This is a genomic window from Variimorphobacter saccharofermentans (assembly GCF_014174405.1).
GTDB lineage: Bacteria > Bacillota > Clostridia > Lachnospirales > Lachnospiraceae > Mobilitalea > Mobilitalea saccharofermentans.
On the sequence record NZ_JACEGA010000001.1, the window covers coordinates 3,300,445 to 3,323,677 of the forward strand.

Sequence of the window (23,233 nt, forward strand, 5' to 3'; positions counted from 1 at the left end):
GACATTTAATTTCACTTTTCTACATTTTTATACACAATTCAATGTATATTTTCCAGTCACAATATGAAAGAGTTTTGATAAAAGACCACTTAACAAAGTTAGTCTATACGATAAGAAAAGAGAATGCTGCAAATAAAACGGGACACTGCAACATTCTCTTTTCTGTTTTTATATAACACTGATGAGCTTAGGTCATCTGCTTCATTGGTACTTTTAATAGGAATTCTGCTCTCTCCAAGGCCTTATCGATATTCTCGCAGAAATTTTCTTCTCCAATCTTTTTATCAAAACCGGCCTTTTGCATCATATGTAATGGTTGCTCCTGAACGTGGGATAACAACACGGTAATATGTCTTTTCTTACAAGCCTTTATAACAGTACTCAGAGAGTGAAGTGCATTGACATCCATTGCCGGAACACTTCTCATACGAAGAATAATAACCCTAATCCTAGAATCTTCTAGTGAGATTTTCATAAATTTATCTGTGGCACCAAAAAACATCGGTCCATTAATTTCATAGACTAAGGTATGCTTAGGTACTCTTCTCAGACGAATATTCCCTGGATCGGATAGGTCCTCTTCCAGTTCTTCCTCATCAATGTACTTCCAGCTTTGCACATCTGATACATCGGACATGCGTTTCATGAATAGGATCGCCGCCATTAATATACCAACCTCAATTGCTACAACAAGATCAAATGCTACGGTTAGTACAAAGGTTGCCACAAGTACCAGAATGTCACTCTTTGGCGATACCTTCAGAAGCTCTGCAAACTGTTTCCACTCACTCATATTATAAGCAACCATGAATAAGATTGCTGCTATGGTAGGCATTGGAATTAATGCCGCATATGGCATCAATACTACCAGGATTAACAGCAGGGTAACAGCATGTACCATTCCGGCGATTGGTGTACGTCCGCCATTTTTTACATTCGCAGCAGTTCTGGCGATAGCGCCAGTTGCCGGGATGCCACCGAATAAACTGGAGAATATATTACCTGCTCCCTGAGCCACCAGCTCCATATTCGAACGATGCTTCGTATTACCAATCATGCCATCCGCTACTACACAGGATAAAAGTGATTCTACTCCGGCAAGAACGGCAATTGTCAGTGCATCTGGAAATAACGTTCGTATCGTAGATAAATTGACTTCCGGTATATGAAATTGAGGCGCCTTTGAGGAAATCTCATAGAGGCTGCCAATCGTATCAACCTCCAAATTACCTAATTTCACAATTGCTGATGCTACAACTACTGCAATCAATGAACCCGGTATTTTATTGTTAATTTTCGGCCAAAGAATTAATATTGCCAGCGATATAGTTCCAATCAATAAAGCTTGTACATTAATTGTTGTAATATTTTCACCACATGCAAGGAGTTTTTCTAAGGTTTCTACTGGCTTTGTTTCTATCGTCAATCCCAGAAAATCTTTGATCTGACCAATAAATATAGTAACTGCAATACCCAGTGTAAAGCCTGTTGTTATTGTATAAGGGATAAAGCGCAACAGCTTGCCAAACTTACATAGTCCCATAACGATTAACAGAACACCTGCCATCAGCGTCGCTACTGCCAATCCATCTATTCCATTTTTTGCAACGATACCGGCTACAATCGTAGCAAATGCCGCTGTCGGACCGGCGATTTGCACTCTGCTTCCACCAAGGAATGAAATCACAAACCCGGCTACAATCGCTGTGTATAATCCTCGTTCCGGAGTTACCCCTGACGCCAGTGCCAAAGCGATTGATAACGGTAGTGCAATAATAGCGACTATAATACCAGCAACAATGTCCTTCATGCATTGTTCCTTTGTGTATGTTTTCATAACAGAAAACAACTTAGGCTTTAACTTTTCCATTTTTCTTTTGCCTCCAAATAATTACTACAAAGATTCCAATATCCCATCATAGACCTGTTTCATTCTTTTTTCAAGTAATTATTAAAGAAATATAAAATTTTGGTAAACTGGTACATGCTTTCCATATATTACGCTCTGTTTTTTTGTCGAAAACGTGCTACAATGATTTAGGAACTTGTGTAATTATATGTATATCTTTGGGGGTTATTGAATGAAAAAATTACGGTGGATCATACTCTCCGTCCTGGTTATTCTGGGTATCGGATTTATTGGATATTACTATTTCAATAATGATGAGGTGGAAATGACTTACCCCTTATTTCTTGAGGCAGTAGAGCAAAACAAGGTTGAAAAAGTCACCTTGCCAAATACCGGAAACACTTTTAAAGCTACGATGAAGGAAGAACCATCTACTACTTATATTGTACCAAATCCCAAGACCGAGAATTTCACAGAATATCTTTTATTAAATAGTATTGAAGTAAATAACGGCCAGAGCAGTCCCTTGGGAACTGCGTTGAAAATTCTATTCATTGCCTGTGTGATCGGAGGCATTCTATGGTACGTCCGTAGTGGAGGCAATAATAATGTTCTTATGCAGGATTCAAATAAGAAAAAGAGAGCCGTTTCCAGCACTATAACGCTTGCAAATGTAGCAGGAAATACGGAAGCCAAGTCCATGGTGGAGGATATCATTTCCTTTATAAAGGATCCGGAAAAATATGCAACCGTTGGCGCAAGAATGCCCAAAGGGCTTCTTCTCTATGGTCCCCCGGGAACCGGTAAGACCTTAATGGCGAAAGCTATTGCTGGAGAGGCAAATGTACCTTTTTATGCGATGAGCGGATCTGATTTTGTACAAATGTACGTTGGCGTTGGTGCCAGTAGAATACGAACCTTATTTAATAAGGCAAAGAAAAGCGAAAAAGCTGTTATCTTTATCGACGAGATCGATGCCATTGGTAAGAAAAGAGCCCGAAATGTTTCGGCCAGCAATGATGAACGAGATCAAACTCTGAATGCTCTTCTTACTGAAATGTCCGGTTTTCATGACAATCAGGGCATTATTGTAATCGGAGCTACCAATCGTCTTGACACTCTGGATGAGGCATTACTTCGTCCAGGTAGATTTGATCGGCATATTGAAATCGGATTACCGGATGTGAATGCCAGAGAGCATATTCTATCCCTCTATGCATCAAAAAAGCCCCTATCCGATGATGTCAATCTGAAGGAGCTTGCAAAATCAACGGTTTACTTCAGCGGAGCTATGCTGGAAAACCTACTAAATGAAGCAGCGATTAATGCCGCGAATGATGGAGACCCGGTTATTCGAAAGGAGCATATTGATAAAGCCTTCTATACTGTGATAGCCGGTGCTCCCAAGACTGACCGTAGCTATATTACGGAACGGGATCGTAAAATTACCGCCTATCACGAGGCTGGTCATGCGTTAGTGACGAATTTACTTCTTCCTGAGCATTATATATCCAAAGTTACCATAATACCTAGTGTACGTGGTGCAGGAGGCTTCAATTTGAGCATCCCGAAGGATACCATGTTCCAAAGTCAGCGTCAGCTAAAAGCAAATATTCAGGTGTTATTGGCAGGAAGAATTGCAGAGGAACTAATCTTTGGTTCTGAGGAAATCACCACTGGAGCTAGCAATGATATTCAGAAGGCTTCCAAGATGATTGTAGACTATTTAGACAAATATGGTATGGATGCTGAAATAGGGTTATTTAGTACGGAAGTTCTTGGGGACCATCAGGACCCTGAATTTGTCAACCGATGCCGTAATCAGATGAATATATTATACAGCGAAACCAAACATTTGGTTCAAGATCACCTATCCACCCTGGAGAAATTAGCAACAGAGCTTTTGGATAAGGAATCACTTAACGGAGAAGATATCGAAAAAATATGCGCCTAAAATGTCTTATCTGTAGAGTTTTTTATTCTCATCGAATGATTGCAAAAATGAAGAGTATATATCGGTTATGATACATACTAACCGACATATACTCTTCTTCATCTTCATGCCTCTATTACGGTCTGATTACTAACGCAGAGAGTAATACTCCTTCAATCTATTCTTCTTATCCAACGCATTATTATATCCAACATATCGGTATTCGTTAATGACCTTCGTAAACTCATTCATTTCCGAAAATTTATGGATTTGATTGTATTTATCGATATAAAATAAAGCATTAATCACCGGTATCTCTTCATATAAATTCATGAGATACTGTTGATATTCGCTTCCGTTTATACCCACTGTTTTCAGTAAATAAGCCGCTAAATAATTTGCGCTGATTTGGTCAATATCATCCTCTGGAATGTCGTAGTTAGCCCATAAAACAAAAGGTACACAATATTTTCTCCGAAACCTTTCAAGCTCCGTAATTTTACTGCCACTGTTTATATCATCATGTATCCTAGAAAAGGCAACTGGCTGATGATCTCCGAAGAGAAGGATTACCGTATGTTCCTTTTCCTTTGAGAAATATCGAACCAGATGCTCAAATGCCTTATCGGACTCCCGAAGAAGACTTAAATACTGTTCTGCCACTGGATATCGATCTGTATTCTTTAATAGAACTGTATCCTTTTCATCAAAGATACGATCCGAGGAATACCCTCCATGATTTTGCATTGTTACATTAAATATAAATAAAGGCTGATTACTGCTCTTTCTTTCTTCATACTGTTCGATAATCTTTTGATAGCTATCCAAATCACTGATATAGGAGCGGATATATCTGGGATTATCAAAGTCCTTCATTGAAAGGAACTCATCAAAGCCAAGAAGCGGATAGACGATGTCTCTCTTATAGCCGCTGGGTGCATAGGGGTGGATTGCAATATTATAATAGCCCTGTTGCTTCAATATTGATGCAAGGGAATCGGTGGGCCCTGTTATAAACTGCTGATAGGGAACACTGTTTTGAGGCATAACCGCCATACTGTTACCAGTTAGAAACTCGTATTCCGTATCGCTGGTAGCTCCTCCAAATACCGATACATATAGCGTTCCCTTTGTTGTATTTTCTTCTAGCTTTTTTGTAAACGGAAAATAGTCTATATTGGTAGGGAAATTCCCAATCATATTAATGTCAGCATATGCCTCGTTCATAATTACTATAATATTGGGATGTTCTTTGCTACTGCTCTGACTTTCCTCGATATCCAGAAAGGCGTCTCTTACTTCTTCAATACTATACCCCTCCGGATTTTTCGTTTCCATTGCCTTTATATTCGCAACAAAGCCAAATACCGTTCCATAGGTATTGTACGTATATTTTGGAGCAAAGAAGTCGATTAATTGTATCTTCTTCTGAATAAGATCCGTATGAAAGAAAGTAAACACAATAACACCGATGATCGCTGCACTAGTTCCCATTACAGCAAAACGGTTAAGAAGCGAAGGCTTCCTCTCGTCCTTTGACAGCATACATCCGATTGTTAATTGGATAGCCATAAGTACGGTCGCAATGAGAAATCCCTTGCTTATGGAAATCTCATAATTTGAAGCCACACTCATTCCCGTTTCCCAGGCCAAAAGATCAGTTGGTATAATCGGATTACCACGAAACAGAAATACCAGATAATTTATAGTAGCAACAATATATACAAATATATCGCATAATAATATAGTGATCGTATAGTGTCTGATTATCGAGAATATCAGAAGATATAACGCATAGTACCAGGCCAGATTATAGATACTATATTTTCGATACATCTCCAGGTTGTAATTACCAACCATGATTTCCACCATGAGGAATGATATTACTGGGGATATCCACAATACAATGTAATTAATCCATTTCTTCTTAAGCCTTGACCACAATCTTGGATCTTCTAACTCGCCATACATAATGTCAAACTCCCTCAAGTCATCCTTTATTTGTAAATTATTACTTCTATCGACTTATTATATTCCAAAGGATGCTAAAAGTACAGTAATAAATATGTATCAGCTCATAGAATTATTAATCAGTATATTTCCAGTCTCCTAATTTCTCCAGTTTATCGAAAGTCTATATCAGATTAAATTCTTGTAATTTTCCATATTATCCCGGAGTTTGGTAGATATTCCACAAGGCTTCCCAGAGGATTTGTTCCAAAGTCCAGTACATACATGGCTCCGTCTGGACCAAACACCACATCCGTAGGCCATCCAAAGCCACCCTCCATCGTGATATTAGCAGGAAAACCAGAACGGTTAATGGCAAAAGTCGTTACCCCTCCTGTAGTTGGATCTATTCGTGATATTTTATGTCCTACACCGGGATTCCTCTCTGTTTGTCTGCTGGTTGGTGGCCATATACTACCAAATTCAGCCACATAAAAATCTCCAACTGCACCAAACTCTGCATTTCTATTGATATCAAATCCCATAATGGAAGAATTACTCGGGAAGCTTGCAAACGGAGCAGGGGGTACATTCGGATGGTTGGTCAATAGAAATTCTATGGGCTTTCCTCCCTCGGGAATAAACCTGGGTGAAGTCAGTGGTTCCTGTCCAGAGAAGTCCGGCCATCCGTACCATACACCGGGAATAATGTAATAGATATAATCCGATGCATTAGCAACCGGTCTGCTCCCCCTGTTATCATATCCCTGAACAGACGCAAACAGATGCCCATTGTGATTAAATTTTAACCGGACTGGATTTCGCAGCCCCCAAGCCACCATTTCCAGATTCGTACCGTCCAAATTACATCTCATAATACTACCGGAAGCTTTTACTACAGCCTTTCTTAACTCATACGGTCTGTTAGGAACACCATAGGGGGAAAATGCACCGGTACTAGCAACTTCATAAACTCCTTCTGATAGAAGCATATTATTGGATTGAAAATTCTGCCCATTTAGCATAATATAAGAACCGGGATAATCATGTAATAAAGCATAGTTATGTACCCATAGATTATCCGTACCTACCACACCGCTATTGGTAGCCGTTCCTAATCCAAAATATATCTTTCCATCTGTTCCGATTTCTACTTTACTATTGGGGAAATCACCATTGCTGGGTAATCCGGTAATGATATCTCTTCTGCTGCCACTCTCTTCTATGGCGGTAATCATTCCTTTATGAGATGCATAGATTATGCCATCGTGATAATTAACACCGTTGAGTGGTTCTAGGAAGTCATCGTCCACCACCTCAACATTATCGTTTGAAATTCTTAATATGCGGGCAACTCCCGAGAAATAACCGGATTCCGCCACTAAAATATCTCCATCATCCGTAAATACCATATTAACAGGACCATCCAAGCCCTGTATAAAATTCTCCACAACATAACCAGGGGGGACATAGATATCACTAGGATCAATAAATCGAGGTTGCTCTTGTCCTAATTGCTCCATAGCCTTCATTCTCAGGTTGAAATCAGAATAATCACCCATCCACAGCGCTCCAGATTACCAATCGATATAATATATTCTTGCTGCATAGGTTTCATAACAATGCATCTTCTATACTTGTAACCTTACATATTTTGCGATCATAGGTAAACAATCCGTTAACCTCATCCTCCACATCGGAAAGCTGGGTATATACTGCGGCGGAGAGCCCCATGGATATAAGTCTTTTGATATCCTTTCGATAAAGCCCTTGAAAAGCCTTCTCAAGTTCTTCCTTGGATGGATAAATGCGATAACCATATATCTGAGAGGAATAAGAATGCCCTTGGATATAGCACGCATATCCTCCAAATTCTGATAAAACCACTGGCCGCTTATCCGGAGTAACACGGAATGGATGAAAATAATTGTGTATGCTCTTAAAATCACCGCCCTTTTGATCGAACCAGCCACTAGCATGATCAATTAATCTGGTGCTGTCCAAGCCTCGAATTTCATCATAAACAGCCAAAGCATCAAACTGGCCCCAGCCCTCATTAAAAGGGACCCACACAACAACGGATGGAGAATTATATAAAAGCTCCACCGTATGTCTGCACTCCTTGAGCCATTCTCTTCTGCCCTCTTCGGACTTTCTACCAAGCAATCCATAATGATGATCCTTCATTGTAAATCTCGAGAAAATAGTTGGCAAATATCCTACCAAAAGAGTGGAATATTGCTCGCCGCCATTTACCATGTCCTGCCACACAAGCATGCCCAGACGATCACAATGATAATACCAGCGAAGGGGTTCTATCTTAATATGCTTTCGCAGCATATTAAATCCCAGCCTTTTTGCCTGTTCAATATCAAATATGATGGCTTCATCACTTGGAGCCGTATATAGCCCATCCGGCCAATACCCCTGATCCAACAGGCCATTTTGGAAGTATGGCTGATTGTTTAAATATATCCTCGGTATGTTTTTTTCATCCGGCTTTATCTCAATCTTTCTCATGGCAAAATAACTTTCAACCCGGTCATATCCGGTCTGTATCACCATATCATACAGAAAAGGATGCTCCGGGCTCCAAAGAATACATTCCTTCAGAGGTATTTTCATATTCGGATATCGGCTCACCATAGTCTGAAGCAGTTTCCCATTCTTATATATATCTACTCGAAACGAAAGATCAAAATCAAACTCCTGTTTATACTCCTCATTTAAATCAATCTCCAGCTGTAACGCCTGTTCCTCCACTAGGGGAGTTATTCGCAGAGAGGTAATATATCTCATCGGAACCCACTCCATCCATACTGTCTGCCATATTCCACTCTGAGCAGTATAGAACATTCCGCCTCGCTTCAGCTTCTGCTTCCCCCTGCTATGGTAGGAGGTATCACTTTGGTCCGTAACTTTTAATGAAAGCAGATTTGTTCCTTCCGCGATATACCTTGTAATATCAATGGAGAACGGAAGATATCCCCCAATATGTTCTAGAACCTTCTGATGATTCAGGTATACCTCACAATATTGATCCACTGCACCAAAATGAAGGATACAACGTTTCCCTTTCGGCTTCTCTTCTATGTTCAAAATCCGTTCATACCAAAGTATCTCTCCTGGCTTTAGCTGCTTCCCCACACCGGATAATATGCTTTCCGGAGAAAAGGGCACCAGTATTTTACCCTCATAGCATTCCGGCATGAGTGCCTCTGTAGAGGTGCAATAGTTCCAATATCCGTTTAAAATCGTATAATTCTCTCTTTTTAACTGTGGTCGGGGATACTCCTCCAATACATGTTCCGGATTAAGAGACTCGCCCCATATTGTAAGCAACTGGTTATAATCAGTAGGCTTTTCCTTAAAGAACATGGTACGTAGCGCTTCTTTTAATTTCATACCTTCACCCCTGTCTGACTAGGTTAGAACTATTTCTACTCCGGTTTTGTGGCATATTTATTCTGATATATATGCTATTTCATATATCACTTCAGCTTATTATATAGTATTCTTAATTCTTCAATCTGCTCCATCGATAGCTTTAAGGTCGGAGAATTCACATCCGAAGTATCCTGATTCTCTACAATAAGTACAGTTGAAGCCTTACTAAGCGTATGTGTATGCCAGGTTCCCTTCTTAACATTATATAAACGAAGCGGTTCCATTGCCACTCCATCTATATCGTTAATTTCTTCTCCCTTCCCTCCTGTAAACAGCATACAGTTCCCTTCCAGAAGAACAAATACTTCATCGGTTTCGTCATGCTTCTGCATCGTTTTCAGATTCTGGATCTCCAGCTCCTCACAATAACGAAGAACCGCTACCCTCCAATGCTCAAAATCAATCATCGGTCGATATCCATCTCCCGAATAACTTGTAATATCAATATATTCCTGCTTCATAAATTACACTCCCCCTTCTGTTACATTGTTAATTTAGCTCTACCAAAATCAGATGTTCTTTTTCTGGGTCTAGTGAGGTAATAAAGTCTCTACTGATCATATTGCACTCTTTATTGAAAATATATGGATTTCCGTTTATTTTTACACTGACAATCTGATAGGTACCATAATCCTTGCCGTCCGGATTCAGATATTGCACCCTTAGTCTTCGTTCTGCAAAAATGAAAGAAACCTTGGCACTATGACTATGATCAAATTGCTCCGATATCAGCTTCGGCTCCAATATCAGATCTCCAAGGCTGCCCTTAACACCGAACATCTCAGTTAGTACGGTCAGCAAGAGCCAGCTGGCAGAGCCGGTAAGGTAATGATATAATCCTCTTCCCTTGCCATCGATATATTCCGGTATTCCAGGATATATTTTACTTTTTTCAAAATTGATACAATGCTGATACAGACTATGAATTGCCTTGTAACCTTCCTTTACAAATCCTCTCTGGTATAATGCATTGGCATACATTATCACCATATGGGAAAACACAGCTCCATTTTCCTTATGTCCATAGGCAAAGCCAAACGCTCTTCCTAAATCATCCTTTACTTCATGAAAATTCGTATTCAGTCTATATCCGCCAATGGTAGCATCGTAAAGATACTCATCCGCTGCCTGGACAATTTTCTCTACCTGTTCCGTGGTTGCTGTACCGGACATAATCGGAAATACCTGACTGGTTAGCATCATTCGTACACCAGAAGCATTATCCCCTTCCACGGCCTTACCATGGTTATCGTAATAACCATTGTACCAGGAATGACCTGCCTTGTTGGTAATCCATTCTGTTTTACGAATATGTTCCTTAATCCAGGCGGCCTTTTTCTTTAGATTTTCTGCCAGCTCTAAGCAGGATATTGCTACTTTTTCACCGCTAATGGTATGTCGGCAGATATCACAATAATTATGAAGCAAGGCCTGTTTTCTCTTCACATCCTCATAAAGATCAGGGTCATCGGCTAACAATATATGTAGTTCCTTGAATAAGGATATCGTACGAATTCCTTTTTGCTCCAGACTGAGAACCAGTTCTGCCATTTGCTCCAGATTACTTCCGAATATGGAGGTGAAGGCAATACTTTCTCCTCGTTCCGCTGCCATATCCAGTGCATCGTTCCAATCTGCACCGCGAAGACGGATATGATTATGTTCCCCTACATCATAGAAGGCTGCCAAGTGCTCAAGAAGCATATGCTCCAAAAGCGTACCCTGATAAAGTTCGCCTGCAGCAGTTTTCAATCGATTCCCATCCTCCGGTTGCCAAAGGGGATCCTTTTCTTCTCCTCGTACTGCCTGAGGATCTTTAAAATAATAATTCTCCTTTAGTAATATATCTAAATCCCCACTCTGCATAATATAGAGTCTGGTTGTAAGGAACGGCCATACACCATGGTCCATCCACACTCTCGTAATATTATTCCTGTCCGCAATGAACTCTCCCTGATTTTTACCAATAATCGTAGCATTGGTTCCATCAATACGTACTCCACCGAAATTACTAATCAGCATTTCTCTTACTCCCGTGGGATTCATGATTAACAATGCCAGACAATCCTGCCACAAATCACGCCAGCCTCTTCCTCCTCTGCCATAATCATGATGGGGCAGGAAGGAGCAGCCGTAAATTCTTCGCAGCATCGGTTGGAAATTTACCCAATGCATCCATGTATCAAAATCAGAGGATGCTGTTGAATAGGACACATTTATTTTATCATTCCAATAAGTTTTAGTGACTTCTAAGGCTTTAAAGCACGCTTCCCTGGATAGGAATTTCTCAGCCTGTTCTTCTATTCCATCCATCGTATCGCTATAACCAAGTACGATAATATAGGTTTGATTCTCTCCAGGCGCTAGACATATCTGATCAAACCGGATGCCTCCCATGGCCTCATAACCATCCACCTGATATCCGGCAGATACTGACTCAATATTATGAACCACTGCGAGAGGATTTTCAAAGGATCCTCCTTCTCCAATATAATCTTCTACCACCGGATAAAAGCCTACCGGCTTTTCACCCTCACCAGCCGCACCAAATACGCCATAGACCACCGTATTCTTCTTATGTCCCCGTTCATCAAAGGTAAGGGTAGGATTCAATGTAACACCATACTGTGATGTTGTGATACGATGCAGCATGGAGGTAACATTCCGATGGTCTCTAATGTTATCTGCGGACCTGCCATAGAGTGGAATCGCTGCTGTTGGTATAATCGTCAGAGCTTCCTTATTACAGTTGGTAATCGTTACAACCATGAGTTCAACCGTATCGTCCGAACAAGGAACAAAGGATATTATTTCTGATTTAATCCCATAATCCTTGGAAGTCCTACTGACCTTATGCCACATAACACCTGCTTCCAGAGAGGTTTCCTCCTTCTCCTCTGTAAACAGCATAGCTTCCTGTCTTGCAGACCGACCTGTGGCGGACCATATACCCTTTCCCACAATATTACACCAGAAGTTTCTGCTTGATTTATTATTATGTAAATCCTCACTGCTGACAGGAGCAAGCAAAAAAGTATTCTGTCCTGTCTTACTATCACCGCCCAGAGTTGGCGTAACACTACTCATAACTCCTGCTTCATTGGCAATCGGAAAATATAGATAGCTGTTTTTTTCCGGATTATCAAGTTGAAAATCTCCCTTTTTATTTATAAACTGATATCCCTTCATAATCTTATCCCCTTATTCATTCTCTTCTCTCACTGTTGATATCATGGAACCTGTCTTGCGAAATGATATACTGCAACGAAATATTAGGATATCACAACAGTGGATATGGAGTATTTTGCTACATCCAGTTTTAGCAGCTTTCCATTGCAACTAATATCCAAAGGCAAATCCTGTTCTCCACGATTCAGTATTACAAGTACTATGGAACCATCCGTGTTCTTAAAGGATGTCATCTCTAATTCGGATGTGTATTTTGATAAGGCAATTCGTTTTGCTCCTTTTTTGATATATCTGCTGAAATGACCTATATAATCATAGGATAGTTTCACTTCAAAGGTGTCCTGTTCCGTATCAATCATGATCGGTGCATCACAATAGTTACCTACATGATTGGGACCACCCTTTTTGTCCAGGAAGATATTCCAATCCATGAAGCCGGTCATTCCCGCATTCAGATTACCGATTATGTCATGAGCATACATCTGAGCATTGCGAAGCTGATCTGCATCAAATCTGCTATATTCCACACACCCCTCTGTAAAAATCAATTCTTTGTCAGGGAAGGCATCACGTGTAATCTGTACCGCTTCAAAATGATCTCCTGAGTACCAGTGGAATGCGATACCGTCTATCATCTTGCTTGTTTCCTGATCAATTGTATTACGCGCTCTGTCATATAACCGTTCCTTATTATGATCCCATATATTGATTTTCACATGGGACAGATCATTCTTTTGCAATGCTGGATAAAGGAAATCTCGTAGAAATACTTTTTCTTCTTCTGCAGTATAGATACAGGAATCCCATGTTTGAACAGCTTCCGGCTCGTTTTGTATCGTTAACCGGCTTATTATAAATCCCCTCTTTTCATATTCCTTGATATATCGGCATATGTACTCAGCCCAGAATTCACGATATTCCGGTTTCAATTTACCGCCATGTATTCTTTCCTGGTTCGTCTTCATAAAGGCAGGCGGTGACCATGGACTCAACATAATATCAAGCGATTCCTTACTATATTCCTTTGCTGCTTTGATTAATGGAAGAATGTATTGTTCCTCCCTCTGTAAGGAAAAGGATTTCAGTTCCCTATCCTCCGGGTCACTCATGGCTTCATACATATCCACAGAGAAGTCGCAACTATCGATATGTGTTCTAATCATGTGGTAGCAATTACCTTCTTCACTAAAATAAAGCTTTACTGCTTTCTCCCGGTTTTCAGGACTCAGCGAGTGGAGTGCGTAACCGGCAGCCTCCGTGACTGCTCCTCCAAAACCGATCATAGTCTGGTATTCAATCTCCGGATATAGATTAACACATTGCATGCCTCCCAGTCCGTCCACGGGTTCCATATCGGTAATGGTTGTTCTTTTTTGACTGTGTTCATAGGTTGTCGTTATAACCTTCATCATACTTGCTACCTACCTTTCTACTTGTTCGTATCTATGTATACTTACTCCAATTCGATAATAATTTCCTTCACTGATCCGTTGCGAATCTGCTCTGCTCTTTCACCCTTGATATAGGCAGCTGTAATCTCTTCCTGCATTTCTGGAAGGAATATCCTGCTGACTTTAGCACCATCAGGGCCATAGGTGTTCTTATGTGATGGATTAGAGTATGTAACCTTGCAATTTTTCAGGAAGGTAAAAGATACTTCTCCTCTTTCATCGAACATCCAGCCTGCAAGCTTCGGCTCAAAGTGCAACTGCAGCTCGCCATCCACATAGGCAAAAACCTTTTCTCCCATAAACATCTCTATCCATATGGAAATTGCTTCTGTTGTAGAGCCAGATAACCTGGCAACATATCCTCTTCCATGGATACTCTCATTCGGATTCACACTGGAGGCTATGAAAGAAGAATTCTCTAAGATACTCCTTCCATATTCGGCAGGGTCCCGGAAAACAACCATAGCAGTCTTAATATCCTCATAAAATTCATCATAGAGACCTGCTTTTAGCATGGACAGCAGATATTTATACTCCATATGCAGGAAGATGCTTTCTCTCTCCAGCCAGCCTGGTGTGAAGGCACGGATTCTTCCGTTCTCCATTGCAATATGTTCAATGGATACACTGGTTTTATACATTTTCAGCTTCTGATCGAAAAGATCACTGTTACGAACATTGGAATATAACTCCCGTGCTTTTGAAGGATCAGACAGGGATGCAAGCATTTTCACCGGCCCCTCCAGAAACGGTGGAAGCGGTTGAACCTCAAAGGCTTTTACCTTTGCTTTCGGTAATCCGTAATGGCTAATTACCGGATTACCCTCCTCATCGATCACCGGTTCAAACTTGGAAGCACGGAAGGTAAAATAGGTAGGAACGATTCCGTTACCTAAGTCACAGGCTTTTTGTATACCTGCCTCCAGTTTTCTATAAAACGCCTGATAAATCTTTAATATATCAGTGGTATCATGCTCCTGATAATTTCCACTGGTAGTAAAGCGTACCGTATCACGGTATTTTTCTCTAAGGGTAGATACGGTATCCCAGTAGGCAAAATCACTCCAGTTCTCCTGTTCCGATCTCTGAAGAGCATTGTATACTTCAGTTAAGAATACACTAATCTCGGTTGGTAAAAGAAGTGTCTTTACGTTACCGACTTTATTACAGATAAAGCTTATCATCCTCTTGAGTTCAAAGGTTTCAGCCATACCACTGCCGAATAGTCCAGGTAATCCGTTCATTGCATCATTCCAACCGGGTTTACCTGCTTCCATCTCCACACCCATACCAAATGCATCCAGGGATGAGAATTTATTTAGTGATAATGAGATTAGCTTCCCCATTAGTGTAGTAACGACATAATCCCCCTTCACCGTTTTCAACCAGTTGGTTCCATTCTTTCGAAAGCCCTGTCGATTCATCTTCTCTTCATCATGAACAAGAGCTCCATATTGCCTAACCTCATTCTTTTTCGTTATTACATATTTTTCACTTCGAGGTAATACTCTTGCCGGGCTATCATAGAAACGGTAGCTTTGATCATCGAATAATATCTCCTTCTCCTTATCCGGGAATATGCAAAGATAGCTGTCGATCAAATCCATATTGTAATCCCAGTGATCACTCCAATAGCCCTCACCAAAACCCGCCTCAATATTCTGATCACAATATGTAAGGAGTTGCTCTAAAAACTGATCCTCACCACAGAGCACTGTAATACCATGGGTCGCTATATAATTAGCAATCTGTCCAGGTGTGAAGGCTTCGTTGGTCAGCTTCATTAATTGATCACAGGGCTGCTTGATATTCTGTTGAAAAAGCTCCTTCACTTTATCCTTATTCTCCGGTTTCACAGTAAAGGTGGATGGTCTAACCTCAAGCGGATTATATCCATCTGCCTGAATCAATCCAAAAAAGGTTTTAATATTAAAATCTCCAATGTCCTTCTGAAAGAACACATCATTTCTACGGTTCTGATTCACGTCACGGAAATTACCGTTTCCCTGGGAATAATACTCTCCTGCAATGGAAAAGAAATTATAATCTCTTTCCGGATCACCATGCTTTCTGCTGAATAGGTGTATCACCGATTTATTCCCATCTGGATGAAATACAATAGGGTAACCTCCCCGTAAGAAATTATCAAGGTAATTCTGCTCCATATATTGATCAAACACCGGCACGGCGGTATGTGTCTTAATATCCCTGGTAAGATCATTCACGATTTCCTCTGCCTGCTTTTCCTTCTCACAGAAGAAATTCTTGCCGCAGAATTCCTTCCTCTTTTCGTTTAGCTGCTCCGTTGTGGCTGCAAAACCAGTTAGAGAGTGAAATACATAGCTTTCTCCGGGGTTCAGTGTAAAGGAAAGCGGAGTGAAACCACAGGGAACCTTATTATAGAAGCAAGGCTTGTTCTTCATCAGTTCTGATAATGTCTGATTATAAAAAGCAACGGGATGAACCAAAGAGGTATCATAATTAAAAATCAGCTCCGCATCATAGATCACCGGAAGAACCTTTCCCTCATTAATTGCCATATAGAAATATCCGCCGCCTTCTGCATCCGAAAATTCTTCCGAATCCTCAGTGGATGCCCGCATGGTATAGAACGGTGCATTATTTTCAATATTCTTAATATCAGTCCAGCTCTTAAGTAGGTTAGACATCTCTTTATAGGAGTTGTTGGCAATCCCATAGGGAATAATCTTCGGAAGTCCATCGAGCATCTCAAGCTGTTTCTCATCCTTACCAATATTCTCGACCTTAACTTTTCTTATCAATGCACCAACGGAATCATTTGGAAGTACATAGTATTTAACTGTGAACTTAAGTCCATACTTCGTATTTACTTCCTCCAGCCATATACTATTCTTACGAATGTTAAAAGTACGCTTTGCATTAGGATCAAAAGTAAAAAAAGGCTCAAAGAATTGGTCTTCCCATTTTACAAAGGTACGAAAGCCTTTTATTGATGTGTTTTCATAAGCCGTATTAGCCGGATTGAATTCCATAATCGCATTGTTCTTATTGTGAATGCCGAAGCTGTTAATTCCCTGTCCCCGGTTCGTATAATATACCCAGATTGGAACTCCCTTCACCCCCGCAAGTCCGGGAAGAAAGCTTGAAAAAGCCGGAAGCTTGTCAAAGTCCTCCATAATATAGGCGTCATCCTTTAGATAGTATTTTCCCATGTCATTTTCTCCTCAATCGTAATATTTTCTCAAGATTCATATGTAAAACTTATATTATTATCACAACTGCATCCTCGCCTGCAAGACCCACTAAAGTCTTACAGCGCAGGAATCTCTGATTACCAAATCAGGCCTTAGCTTCGTGATTTTTCCCTGAACAAACTTCTGTTCCATCAATCGGAACAGCTCTGTGGCACCCATATCTCCAAGTTCTGTAACTGGACTGTGCACTGTAGTAAGCGCCGGCTTATAATAAGCAGAAAGTAAAATGTCGTCATAGCCAATGACACTTATTTCTTCGGGTACCTTATATCCTACTTCCATAAGAGCGCGAATACACCCCCAAGCCATTTCATCATTAGCACAGAACATGGCATCCGGAAGATCTATTCCTTTCAACAGCAACACACGCATTTCGCTATATGCGACCGCCTCTTCAAAATAACCATTAAGCATGATATTCTCGTCCACAGAAAGATGATACTTTTCCATTACATTACAGTAAGCCTGAAATCGTAATTCATCATCCCTATTACCAATTCCGCGAATATATCCAATTCTACGATGTCCTTGTTTAATCAGATACTCCATTGCCTTGCTGGCACCTTCCAAATGATCAATCACCACACTTGACAGGTTCTCACCGTAGTATTCTCTATCTATAAATACAATTGGCATACCGGCTGATGAAATACGCTCCACATATTCCTCATGAAGCTGCTCATTAAAGACAATTGCTCCTTCCACACCGGAGGAGGTAATCATACTATAGATCTCCTCACTGGTATTCTCATTACTGATATAAATATTAAGCAGATATCCTTTTCGCCTGCATTGCATGTGTATGGCCTGCATCAGCATACGATAAAAGTCACCCTGTATGCTGGGCAGGAATAAACCGATGGTATTTTTCTTATTGGATTTTAAGAACTTTGCATTCATGTTCGGTACATAATTCAGTTTATTTACCGCATCCAGAACCTTTTGCTTTGTTTCCTCGCTGACAATATCCACATGGTTTAATACATTTGAGACCGTAGATATCGCTACTCCGGCTTCCTTTGCTACATCTTTAATCGTAACCATTTCACTTTCACCGCCATTTTCTATTTCCATAACTGAATTATATAATTATTGCACAATTTTATCAATAATAAAATTGTTTTTATTCGTGTTTTTAATCAATAATTAAAGAATTTTATCTTCTATCCCATGTTTTACCTCATATCATCTCCGATATCTACCATATATTAGAAATATTATAATATTATCTAATACTTTTTATATTACTATTCCATCAACCTTTCATAAAAATATAATAAAAACGTTTTTATACCGAGATAGTAAAAAGGGCCGTCGCATAATGTATATGCAGGGATATAACTTACCATAATGCACTGTCGGAAGAACATATTGCTGTATTTCGTATGAATCAGGCGAAGATTTATGTTCGACTGAGACATACGAAATCAGTAACATGTACTTCCGTCTGTGTGTGGGGTAAGTTATATCCCTGCCGCTACATTATGCGATGGCCCCTCGCAATCCTATTCTGCTGCAATTCTTAATTCCTGACCGATATATATGAGATTCGGGTTCTTAATAGTATCTTTATTCCATTCGTAGATCTTCTTCCACTTTCCAGCATCTCCGAATAGTTTAACAGCGATTTTCCAAAGGTTGTCACCCTTTTGAACTACATAGGTACTATCTTCGCTTGATTCGTCTTCGGTATCAGTTACCTCTGGAACCTCTGTTACTTCAGGAGTCTCTGTAACCTCAGGTACCTCTGCATTAAGCCCAACGATTTTAATTCTGTTAGCACTTTCCTGGTTGATCGTGCCCTTTTCTTTCAGATATTCCAGTAATACATCTTCAATGGACCCAAATTCGTTCTCCACCTTAAAATCAGCAAGCATGGTATATCCGTCTCCTCCTGCTATGATAAAATCGTTAGTAGCAAGGAGATATTCTGCTTTTTTATCAATTGCAACTCCATTCACTTTCACGTCGGATATCCGTTTCCCAGATAGCTTGGAGGCATCAATCGTATAGGTAATACCGGATACCTGCAAAAATCCTCCCAGCGGTTCCGGATAAGTACTAGCACCCAATTCCAGCGCTTCTAAAATAGCCTCCCCTGTTACCTTCTTTGTTACTACATAGTTACCAAACGGGAAAACAGTAACCAAATCCTTCCGGCTGATATCTCCAATCTCAATGGATGCACGAATTCCACCGCCATTCGTTATGGCTACATCAGCACCTGTTACATAACGGAATGCATCTGTTGTAAAGTCACCCAAATTCGTCTCTCCGGCGCGTACATGCTCCCTGATGCCATCAAGATATACGGAAGTATGTCCAACTACTTCGGAAAGAAGCTTTTCCTGTTCGTTCTGATATTCAGTAGCTTTATCATCAACAGCCTTATCCGTACCAGTATATTCCGATGCGGAGATGAGATCTGCCTTCATAGCACCATCGGAGCCTATTATGACAACACCAATATTCTGTATGTAATCACCAGTACTTACGATTAATGTGTCTCCTACAGTAAGACCTGCCTCTAAAACAGAATGACTGTGACCATCCACAATCAAATCGATACCATCCACCTTCTCTGCAACAAGCTTGGAAGTATATTCACTGCTTTCATCCAATCCGAGATGAGCAAGAGCTATGATTACCTGTGCACCCTCGGCCTCTAATTCTTTAACCTCTTCCTTGGCTGCTTCTACAGGATTAGTAAATTCAATGCTTGTCACATTCTTGGGGTTAGTCTTATAAGCTGTTTCTGGAGTGGATAACCCGAATATACCGTATTTCACACCATTCTTTTCAATAATGATATGATCCTCAAGGAAATCCGAATTATCTGATTTATTCTTTATATTAGAAGAAAGTAACGGGAAATTCATATTCTTTGAAATTTCCTTCAATGTTGAGGAACCATAGTTAAAATCATGATTACCTGGCGTCATTGCATCGTAACCAGCCAAATTCATGATTTTTACAATGCTTTCTCCCTTTACAAGGTTCGCAAAAGGCAATCCATGCAGGGTATCTCCCGCATCCAATAATATAACCTGAGCCCCTGCTGCCTCATAGCTTTTTTTCAGTGCACTGACAGCCGTAAAGCCCATGTAACCGCTGTCACTGTTAGGTACTGCTCTGGCATGACTATCATTGGTATGCATAATTACAGTCGTTCCTGCCAGGCTTTCTTGTCCGGTTGGAAGTGTTCCTGCTGCCACTGTTTGAAACGGTAAAATCACAAGTGCCAGCATCAACAAAATTGATACAATTCTTCTCCTATGTTTCATATTCATCCACCTTTCTTTATATTGATAAACAATGCTTGATCAAGCATTATCTTATCCATAATAATATATTCCATTATAATCCATTTGGAACAGGCTATCAATATGATTTCATTTAATTTGCTGCTTTCTACATGTCGAAAGCAAAGAATATAATTCTTTATATTACGAAACAGAAGAATTTAAGCATCATATTTTAACTGATAATGTCGCATTTTCTTGTTTTCCGCATAAGATATAGTAGGATTCAGGACGAATCAGTGTATCCAAGTAAAGGAGGAGTAAATATGACAGTAAACGAACTATGCAGACACATCGGCGAAACCGTTACTATTTTTACTGCGAGTGGCGGTGCTTCCGGTTGTGGTTTTACCGGCGTTCTTCTTCGCGTAAATCCTTGTTATGTTACATTAGTTAACAGAATTGGACAGCCGCCGGCAAATCCTATTAGCGAATCGATTTGCTGGGAACTTTTGAACGGAAAAGAAGGCAAAGGCACTCCGGTCTTCATGGTAGGTTCCGTTTGTGATATACCGATCGATAAGATTGTTGCTTTTTGTCATAATGCAGTCTAAATGATAAAAATAAGTAATTATATTAATTTATATGTCTGATAATGTCACATTGAAGAAAAAGAGACATAAGATAAATTAGAAGCTATCTGCTGAAGACAGTAGATGATACTGTGATCAAAATGTAATTGGAGGTATATATATGGCATTTAGAGGTTGTAATAATAATGGCAACGGCTTTAATTGTGGTTTTAACAACGGACTTAATGGTAACAGCCCGAGCTTTGTAGATCATATCAGTGAATTTATAGGAGAGACTGTTACCATCTTTACCACTAGTGGAGGAGCTTCCGGTTGTGGCTTCACCGGATTCCTATTATCAGTCAATTCATGCTTTGTCCGTTTAGTTACAGATCAGGGTCTTCCGCCCAGTAATCCACTAGCCGAAAATATTTGTGGTGAATTCGATGGTGGTCCCGGATGTCAAGGACCAAGAGGCATAGAAGGCTTATTTAATGGAAAGGGGAAAGGAAATGGGAACGGCAAGATTACCGGATCCGTTTGCGATATACCGATTGACAGAATCGCAGCTTTCTGCCACAACGCAGTATAAAGTATGAATGTAAATAATTAATACCAACAAAAAAAGGGGCAATAGCCCTTTTTTCTTGATATTAATTCTGATTTTCTTCCAAAGCCTGTATCTCCCATATTTGTTCCTGCTGTTCCAAACCAAATTGCTCTTTCATCATCTCATTATTACAGGACTCCATAACGAAATTGAATAGTGCTTCCATCTCCTCATCAATCTGCTTTTGAAAATACTTTTGTTGATAGCTTGAAGTAGCAAAGACCTGTAATTGACTAAAATGGCATATCTCTTTTAAATATTGGTACATTATATTACGAAACTCCAGTTCATCCATACCAGCACCTCTTCCCCGCCATTTCTAATGATAGATCAGCTGTATTACTACATTAATTTATACGGAATTAGGAAGACTATTATGCCTTTTTACAATGATGATTATGAACTGTTTGTTATCATACACTGTCTATCCGAATAAAGTACATCCCATTGCTTTTAACTGTACAATTCGTTTCTTAATATCCTCTTCAGAGCATTTAAAATAGCGCGCAAGACAAGGGATGCAAAGATATTCCCTCGCACCCCTGTTAACCAGCCTTCGATAGATCGCTTTTTCATCTCGTTCCAGCTTCTTATTACATTGCATACAATATTGGCCATTATCACTCATTCATTTTTACCAATTCCGCCCGTAAAATCTTACAATGATGCGGTTCCAGTTTACAGGTATAATTTTCGGAGAATTCTCCGATATCCTCATGTTCCCAAAGATCTCTTAGTTTAAAGCCATATCCCGCGCTACTCGGAAGCCCCATATCCCAGAACTGCAGAGAGCCTTCACCGGTGTCCTCTCCCATATTGAAGAAGCCGATTCCATAGCTTCCGTCAGACATAGGTTTAATATATATTTTAACATCGGGATTATTCCACTGTTCCATACTATATGCCTGACGTCCCTCCGGATCCTGATTCAGCGCAATCACTTCTTTATTTGTTAAAATCTCCCTCGTTTTCTCGTTCATATTACGGATATCACATCCGATCATCAAAGGAGAATTCATGATGCACCATAGAGAGAAATGAGTTTTGTATTCCTCATCACTGCATCCTCCAAGAGCCACATTTCCCTTACCATACATTCCCACTACCAACATATCGATATCATTATAGCAATAAGGCGCACTGTAGCATTCCTTATTCCACTGGCTCAGGGCCAGCTTCTTTATAGATTCCCAATTATCCTGAATATCACCGGTTGAACGATACATATGTGCGTTGGAAGCTCTTATCCACTCATATGTATTATCATTACCCCAATTGCAGGCACTGAACAGGATTTCCCTGCCACAGTTTCTTAACGCCATACCCATTCGCTTATATAATATATGTCCTGGAATGTTATGAGGTTTGTAGCAGTAATCATATTTCAGATAATCGACCCCCCACTCTGCAAAGGTCTTAGCATCAACAAACTCATGCTCAAGACTGGAAGGATGCCCCGCGCAGGTCATCGTACCGGCACAGGAATACATACCAAACTTTAATCCCTTTGAATGTACATAATCTGCCACTGCTTTCATACCATTTGGAAATTTATTAGGATCTGGTACAAGTAGCCCGTCTTTATCTCGTTTTTTCTCCGACCAGCAATCATCAATGACTATGTATTCGTAACCGGCATCCAACAATCCCAGCTCGGCCCAGATGTCTGCAATTCTCTTAATTAAATCTTCTGATATATCCCAGCCAAATGTGTTCCATGAATTCCATCCCATAGGCGGTGTTTGTGCTAACAT

16 protein-coding genes are annotated in these 23,233 nt (G+C 40.2%); 3 read left to right on the forward strand and 13 right to left on the reverse strand.

Features of this window, described 5'->3' with window-relative positions:
* Positions 1-187 precede the first annotated feature (187 nt).
* A complete protein-coding gene (locus H0486_RS14315) occupies positions 188-1,870 on the reverse strand; it encodes a SulP family inorganic anion transporter (RefSeq protein ID WP_228353636.1) in 1,683 nt (560 codons plus the stop codon).
* 211 nt (positions 1,871-2,081) lie between these two features.
* Here H0486_RS14315 and H0486_RS14320 point away from each other — a divergent pair, with 211 nt between their 5' ends.
* Complete coding sequence (locus H0486_RS14320; RefSeq protein WP_228353637.1) at positions 2,082-3,803, forward strand: ATP-dependent metallopeptidase FtsH/Yme1/Tma family protein; 1,722 nt, start codon at positions 2,082-2,084, stop codon at positions 3,801-3,803.
* 129 nt (positions 3,804-3,932) lie between these two features.
* Here H0486_RS14320 and H0486_RS14325 read toward each other — a convergent pair whose 3' ends face one another.
* From H0486_RS14325 to H0486_RS14365, 9 genes are all read right to left on the reverse strand, one after another.
* On the reverse strand, positions 3,933-5,753 hold the full coding sequence (locus tag H0486_RS14325) for an LTA synthase family protein (RefSeq protein ID WP_228353638.1): 1,821 nt from the start codon (positions 5,751-5,753) through the stop codon (positions 3,933-3,935).
* 173 nt (positions 5,754-5,926) lie between these two features.
* Positions 5,927-7,294 carry a PQQ-dependent sugar dehydrogenase gene (locus tag H0486_RS14330; RefSeq protein ID WP_228353639.1) on the reverse strand — a complete coding sequence of 456 codons (1,368 nt, stop codon included), beginning with the start codon at positions 7,292-7,294 and terminating at the stop codon, positions 5,927-5,929.
* A 52-nt stretch (positions 7,295-7,346) separates the two neighbouring features.
* Complete coding sequence (locus H0486_RS14335; protein ID WP_228353640.1) at positions 7,347-9,137, reverse strand: glycoside hydrolase family 2 protein; 1,791 nt, start codon at positions 9,135-9,137, stop codon at positions 7,347-7,349.
* Positions 9,138-9,223: 86 nt separating this feature from the next.
* Entirely contained in the window at positions 9,224-9,640 is a 417-nt protein-coding gene (locus H0486_RS14340) for a hypothetical protein (protein WP_228353641.1), read from the reverse strand.
* A gap of 28 nt (positions 9,641-9,668) precedes the next feature.
* Positions 9,669-12,368: a GH36-type glycosyl hydrolase domain-containing protein gene (locus tag H0486_RS14345; protein WP_228353642.1), complete on the reverse strand. Its 2,700-nt coding sequence runs from the start codon at positions 12,366-12,368 to the stop codon at positions 9,669-9,671.
* Between the two features lie 83 nt (positions 12,369-12,451).
* Entirely contained in the window at positions 12,452-13,780 is a 1,329-nt protein-coding gene (locus H0486_RS14350; RefSeq protein ID WP_228353643.1) for a glycoside hydrolase family 30 protein, read from the reverse strand.
* Between the two features lie 41 nt (positions 13,781-13,821).
* Positions 13,822-17,013, reverse strand: a complete 3,192-nt coding sequence (locus H0486_RS14355; RefSeq protein WP_228353644.1) for a cellobiose phosphorylase — start codon at positions 17,011-17,013, stop codon at positions 13,822-13,824.
* 90 nt (positions 17,014-17,103) lie between these two features.
* Positions 17,104-18,099, reverse strand: a complete 996-nt coding sequence (locus H0486_RS14360; RefSeq protein WP_228353645.1) for a LacI family DNA-binding transcriptional regulator — start codon at positions 18,097-18,099, stop codon at positions 17,104-17,106.
* Between the two features lie 461 nt (positions 18,100-18,560).
* Positions 18,561-20,339: a 5'-nucleotidase C-terminal domain-containing protein gene (locus tag H0486_RS14365; RefSeq protein ID WP_228353646.1), complete on the reverse strand. Its 1,779-nt coding sequence runs from the start codon at positions 20,337-20,339 to the stop codon at positions 18,561-18,563.
* 284 nt (positions 20,340-20,623) lie between these two features.
* On the opposite strand from H0486_RS14365, the gene H0486_RS14370 reads away from it, so the two are divergent.
* Together H0486_RS14370 and H0486_RS14375 are read left to right on the forward strand one after the other, a co-directional pair.
* The gene (locus tag H0486_RS14370) at positions 20,624-20,911 is read left to right on the forward strand and encodes a hypothetical protein (protein WP_228353647.1); all 288 of its coding nucleotides are present in this window, start codon (positions 20,624-20,626) and stop codon (positions 20,909-20,911) included.
* Positions 20,912-21,050: 139 nt separating this feature from the next.
* A complete protein-coding gene (locus H0486_RS14375; RefSeq protein ID WP_228353648.1) occupies positions 21,051-21,461 on the forward strand; it encodes a hypothetical protein in 411 nt (136 codons plus the stop codon).
* Between the two features lie 61 nt (positions 21,462-21,522).
* Here the strand turns inward: H0486_RS14375 and H0486_RS14380 are convergent, their stop codons facing one another.
* The 3 genes from H0486_RS14380 to H0486_RS14390 form a co-directional block, all read right to left on the reverse strand.
* Complete coding sequence (locus tag H0486_RS14380) at positions 21,523-21,774, reverse strand: hypothetical protein (RefSeq protein WP_228353649.1); 252 nt, start codon at positions 21,772-21,774, stop codon at positions 21,523-21,525.
* 129 nt (positions 21,775-21,903) lie between these two features.
* Positions 21,904-22,107, reverse strand: coding sequence for a hypothetical protein (locus H0486_RS14385; RefSeq protein WP_228353650.1), 204 nt, complete (start codon positions 22,105-22,107; stop codon positions 21,904-21,906).
* Positions 22,100-23,233 (reverse strand): glycoside hydrolase family 27 protein, encoded by a 1,134-nt coding sequence (locus H0486_RS14390; protein WP_228353651.1) that lies wholly within the window; start codon positions 23,231-23,233, stop codon positions 22,100-22,102. The genes H0486_RS14385 and H0486_RS14390 overlap by 8 nt, the downstream gene beginning before the upstream one ends.

What these genes read in the sequence shown, in the direction of transcription:
- H0486_RS14315 (WP_228353636.1), bottom strand. Translation starts at nt 1,870, where the DNA reads ATGGAAAAGTTAAAGCCTAAGTTGTTTTCTGTTATGAAAACATACACA.
- H0486_RS14320 (WP_228353637.1), top strand. Translation starts at nt 2,082, where the DNA reads ATGAAAAAATTACGGTGGATCATACTCTCCGTCCTGGTTATTCTGGGT.
- H0486_RS14325 (WP_228353638.1), bottom strand. Translation starts at nt 5,753, where the DNA reads ATGTATGGCGAGTTAGAAGATCCAAGATTGTGGTCAAGGCTTAAGAAG.
- H0486_RS14330 (WP_228353639.1), bottom strand. Translation starts at nt 7,294, where the DNA reads ATGGGTGATTATTCTGATTTCAACCTGAGAATGAAGGCTATGGAGCAA.
- H0486_RS14335 (WP_228353640.1), bottom strand. Translation starts at nt 9,137, where the DNA reads ATGAAATTAAAAGAAGCGCTACGTACCATGTTCTTTAAGGAAAAGCCT.
- H0486_RS14340 (WP_228353641.1), bottom strand. Translation starts at nt 9,640, where the DNA reads ATGAAGCAGGAATATATTGATATTACAAGTTATTCGGGAGATGGATAT.
- H0486_RS14345 (WP_228353642.1), bottom strand. Translation starts at nt 12,368, where the DNA reads ATGAAGGGATATCAGTTTATAAATAAAAAGGGAGATTTTCAACTTGAT.
- H0486_RS14350 (WP_228353643.1), bottom strand. Translation starts at nt 13,780, where the DNA reads ATGATGAAGGTTATAACGACAACCTATGAACACAGTCAAAAAAGAACA.
- H0486_RS14355 (WP_228353644.1), bottom strand. Translation starts at nt 17,013, where the DNA reads ATGGGAAAATACTATCTAAAGGATGACGCCTATATTATGGAGGACTTT.
- H0486_RS14360 (WP_228353645.1), bottom strand. Translation starts at nt 18,099, where the DNA reads ATGGTTACGATTAAAGATGTAGCAAAGGAAGCCGGAGTAGCGATATCT.
- H0486_RS14365 (WP_228353646.1), bottom strand. Translation starts at nt 20,339, where the DNA reads ATGAAACATAGGAGAAGAATTGTATCAATTTTGTTGATGCTGGCACTT.
- H0486_RS14370 (WP_228353647.1), top strand. Translation starts at nt 20,624, where the DNA reads ATGACAGTAAACGAACTATGCAGACACATCGGCGAAACCGTTACTATT.
- H0486_RS14375 (WP_228353648.1), top strand. Translation starts at nt 21,051, where the DNA reads ATGGCATTTAGAGGTTGTAATAATAATGGCAACGGCTTTAATTGTGGT.
- H0486_RS14380 (WP_228353649.1), bottom strand. Translation starts at nt 21,774, where the DNA reads ATGGATGAACTGGAGTTTCGTAATATAATGTACCAATATTTAAAAGAG.
- H0486_RS14385 (WP_228353650.1), bottom strand. Translation starts at nt 22,107, where the DNA reads ATGAGTGATAATGGCCAATATTGTATGCAATGTAATAAGAAGCTGGAA.
- H0486_RS14390 (WP_228353651.1), bottom strand. Translation starts at nt 23,233, where the DNA reads ATGTTAGCACAAACACCGCCTATGGGATGGAATTCATGGAACACATTT.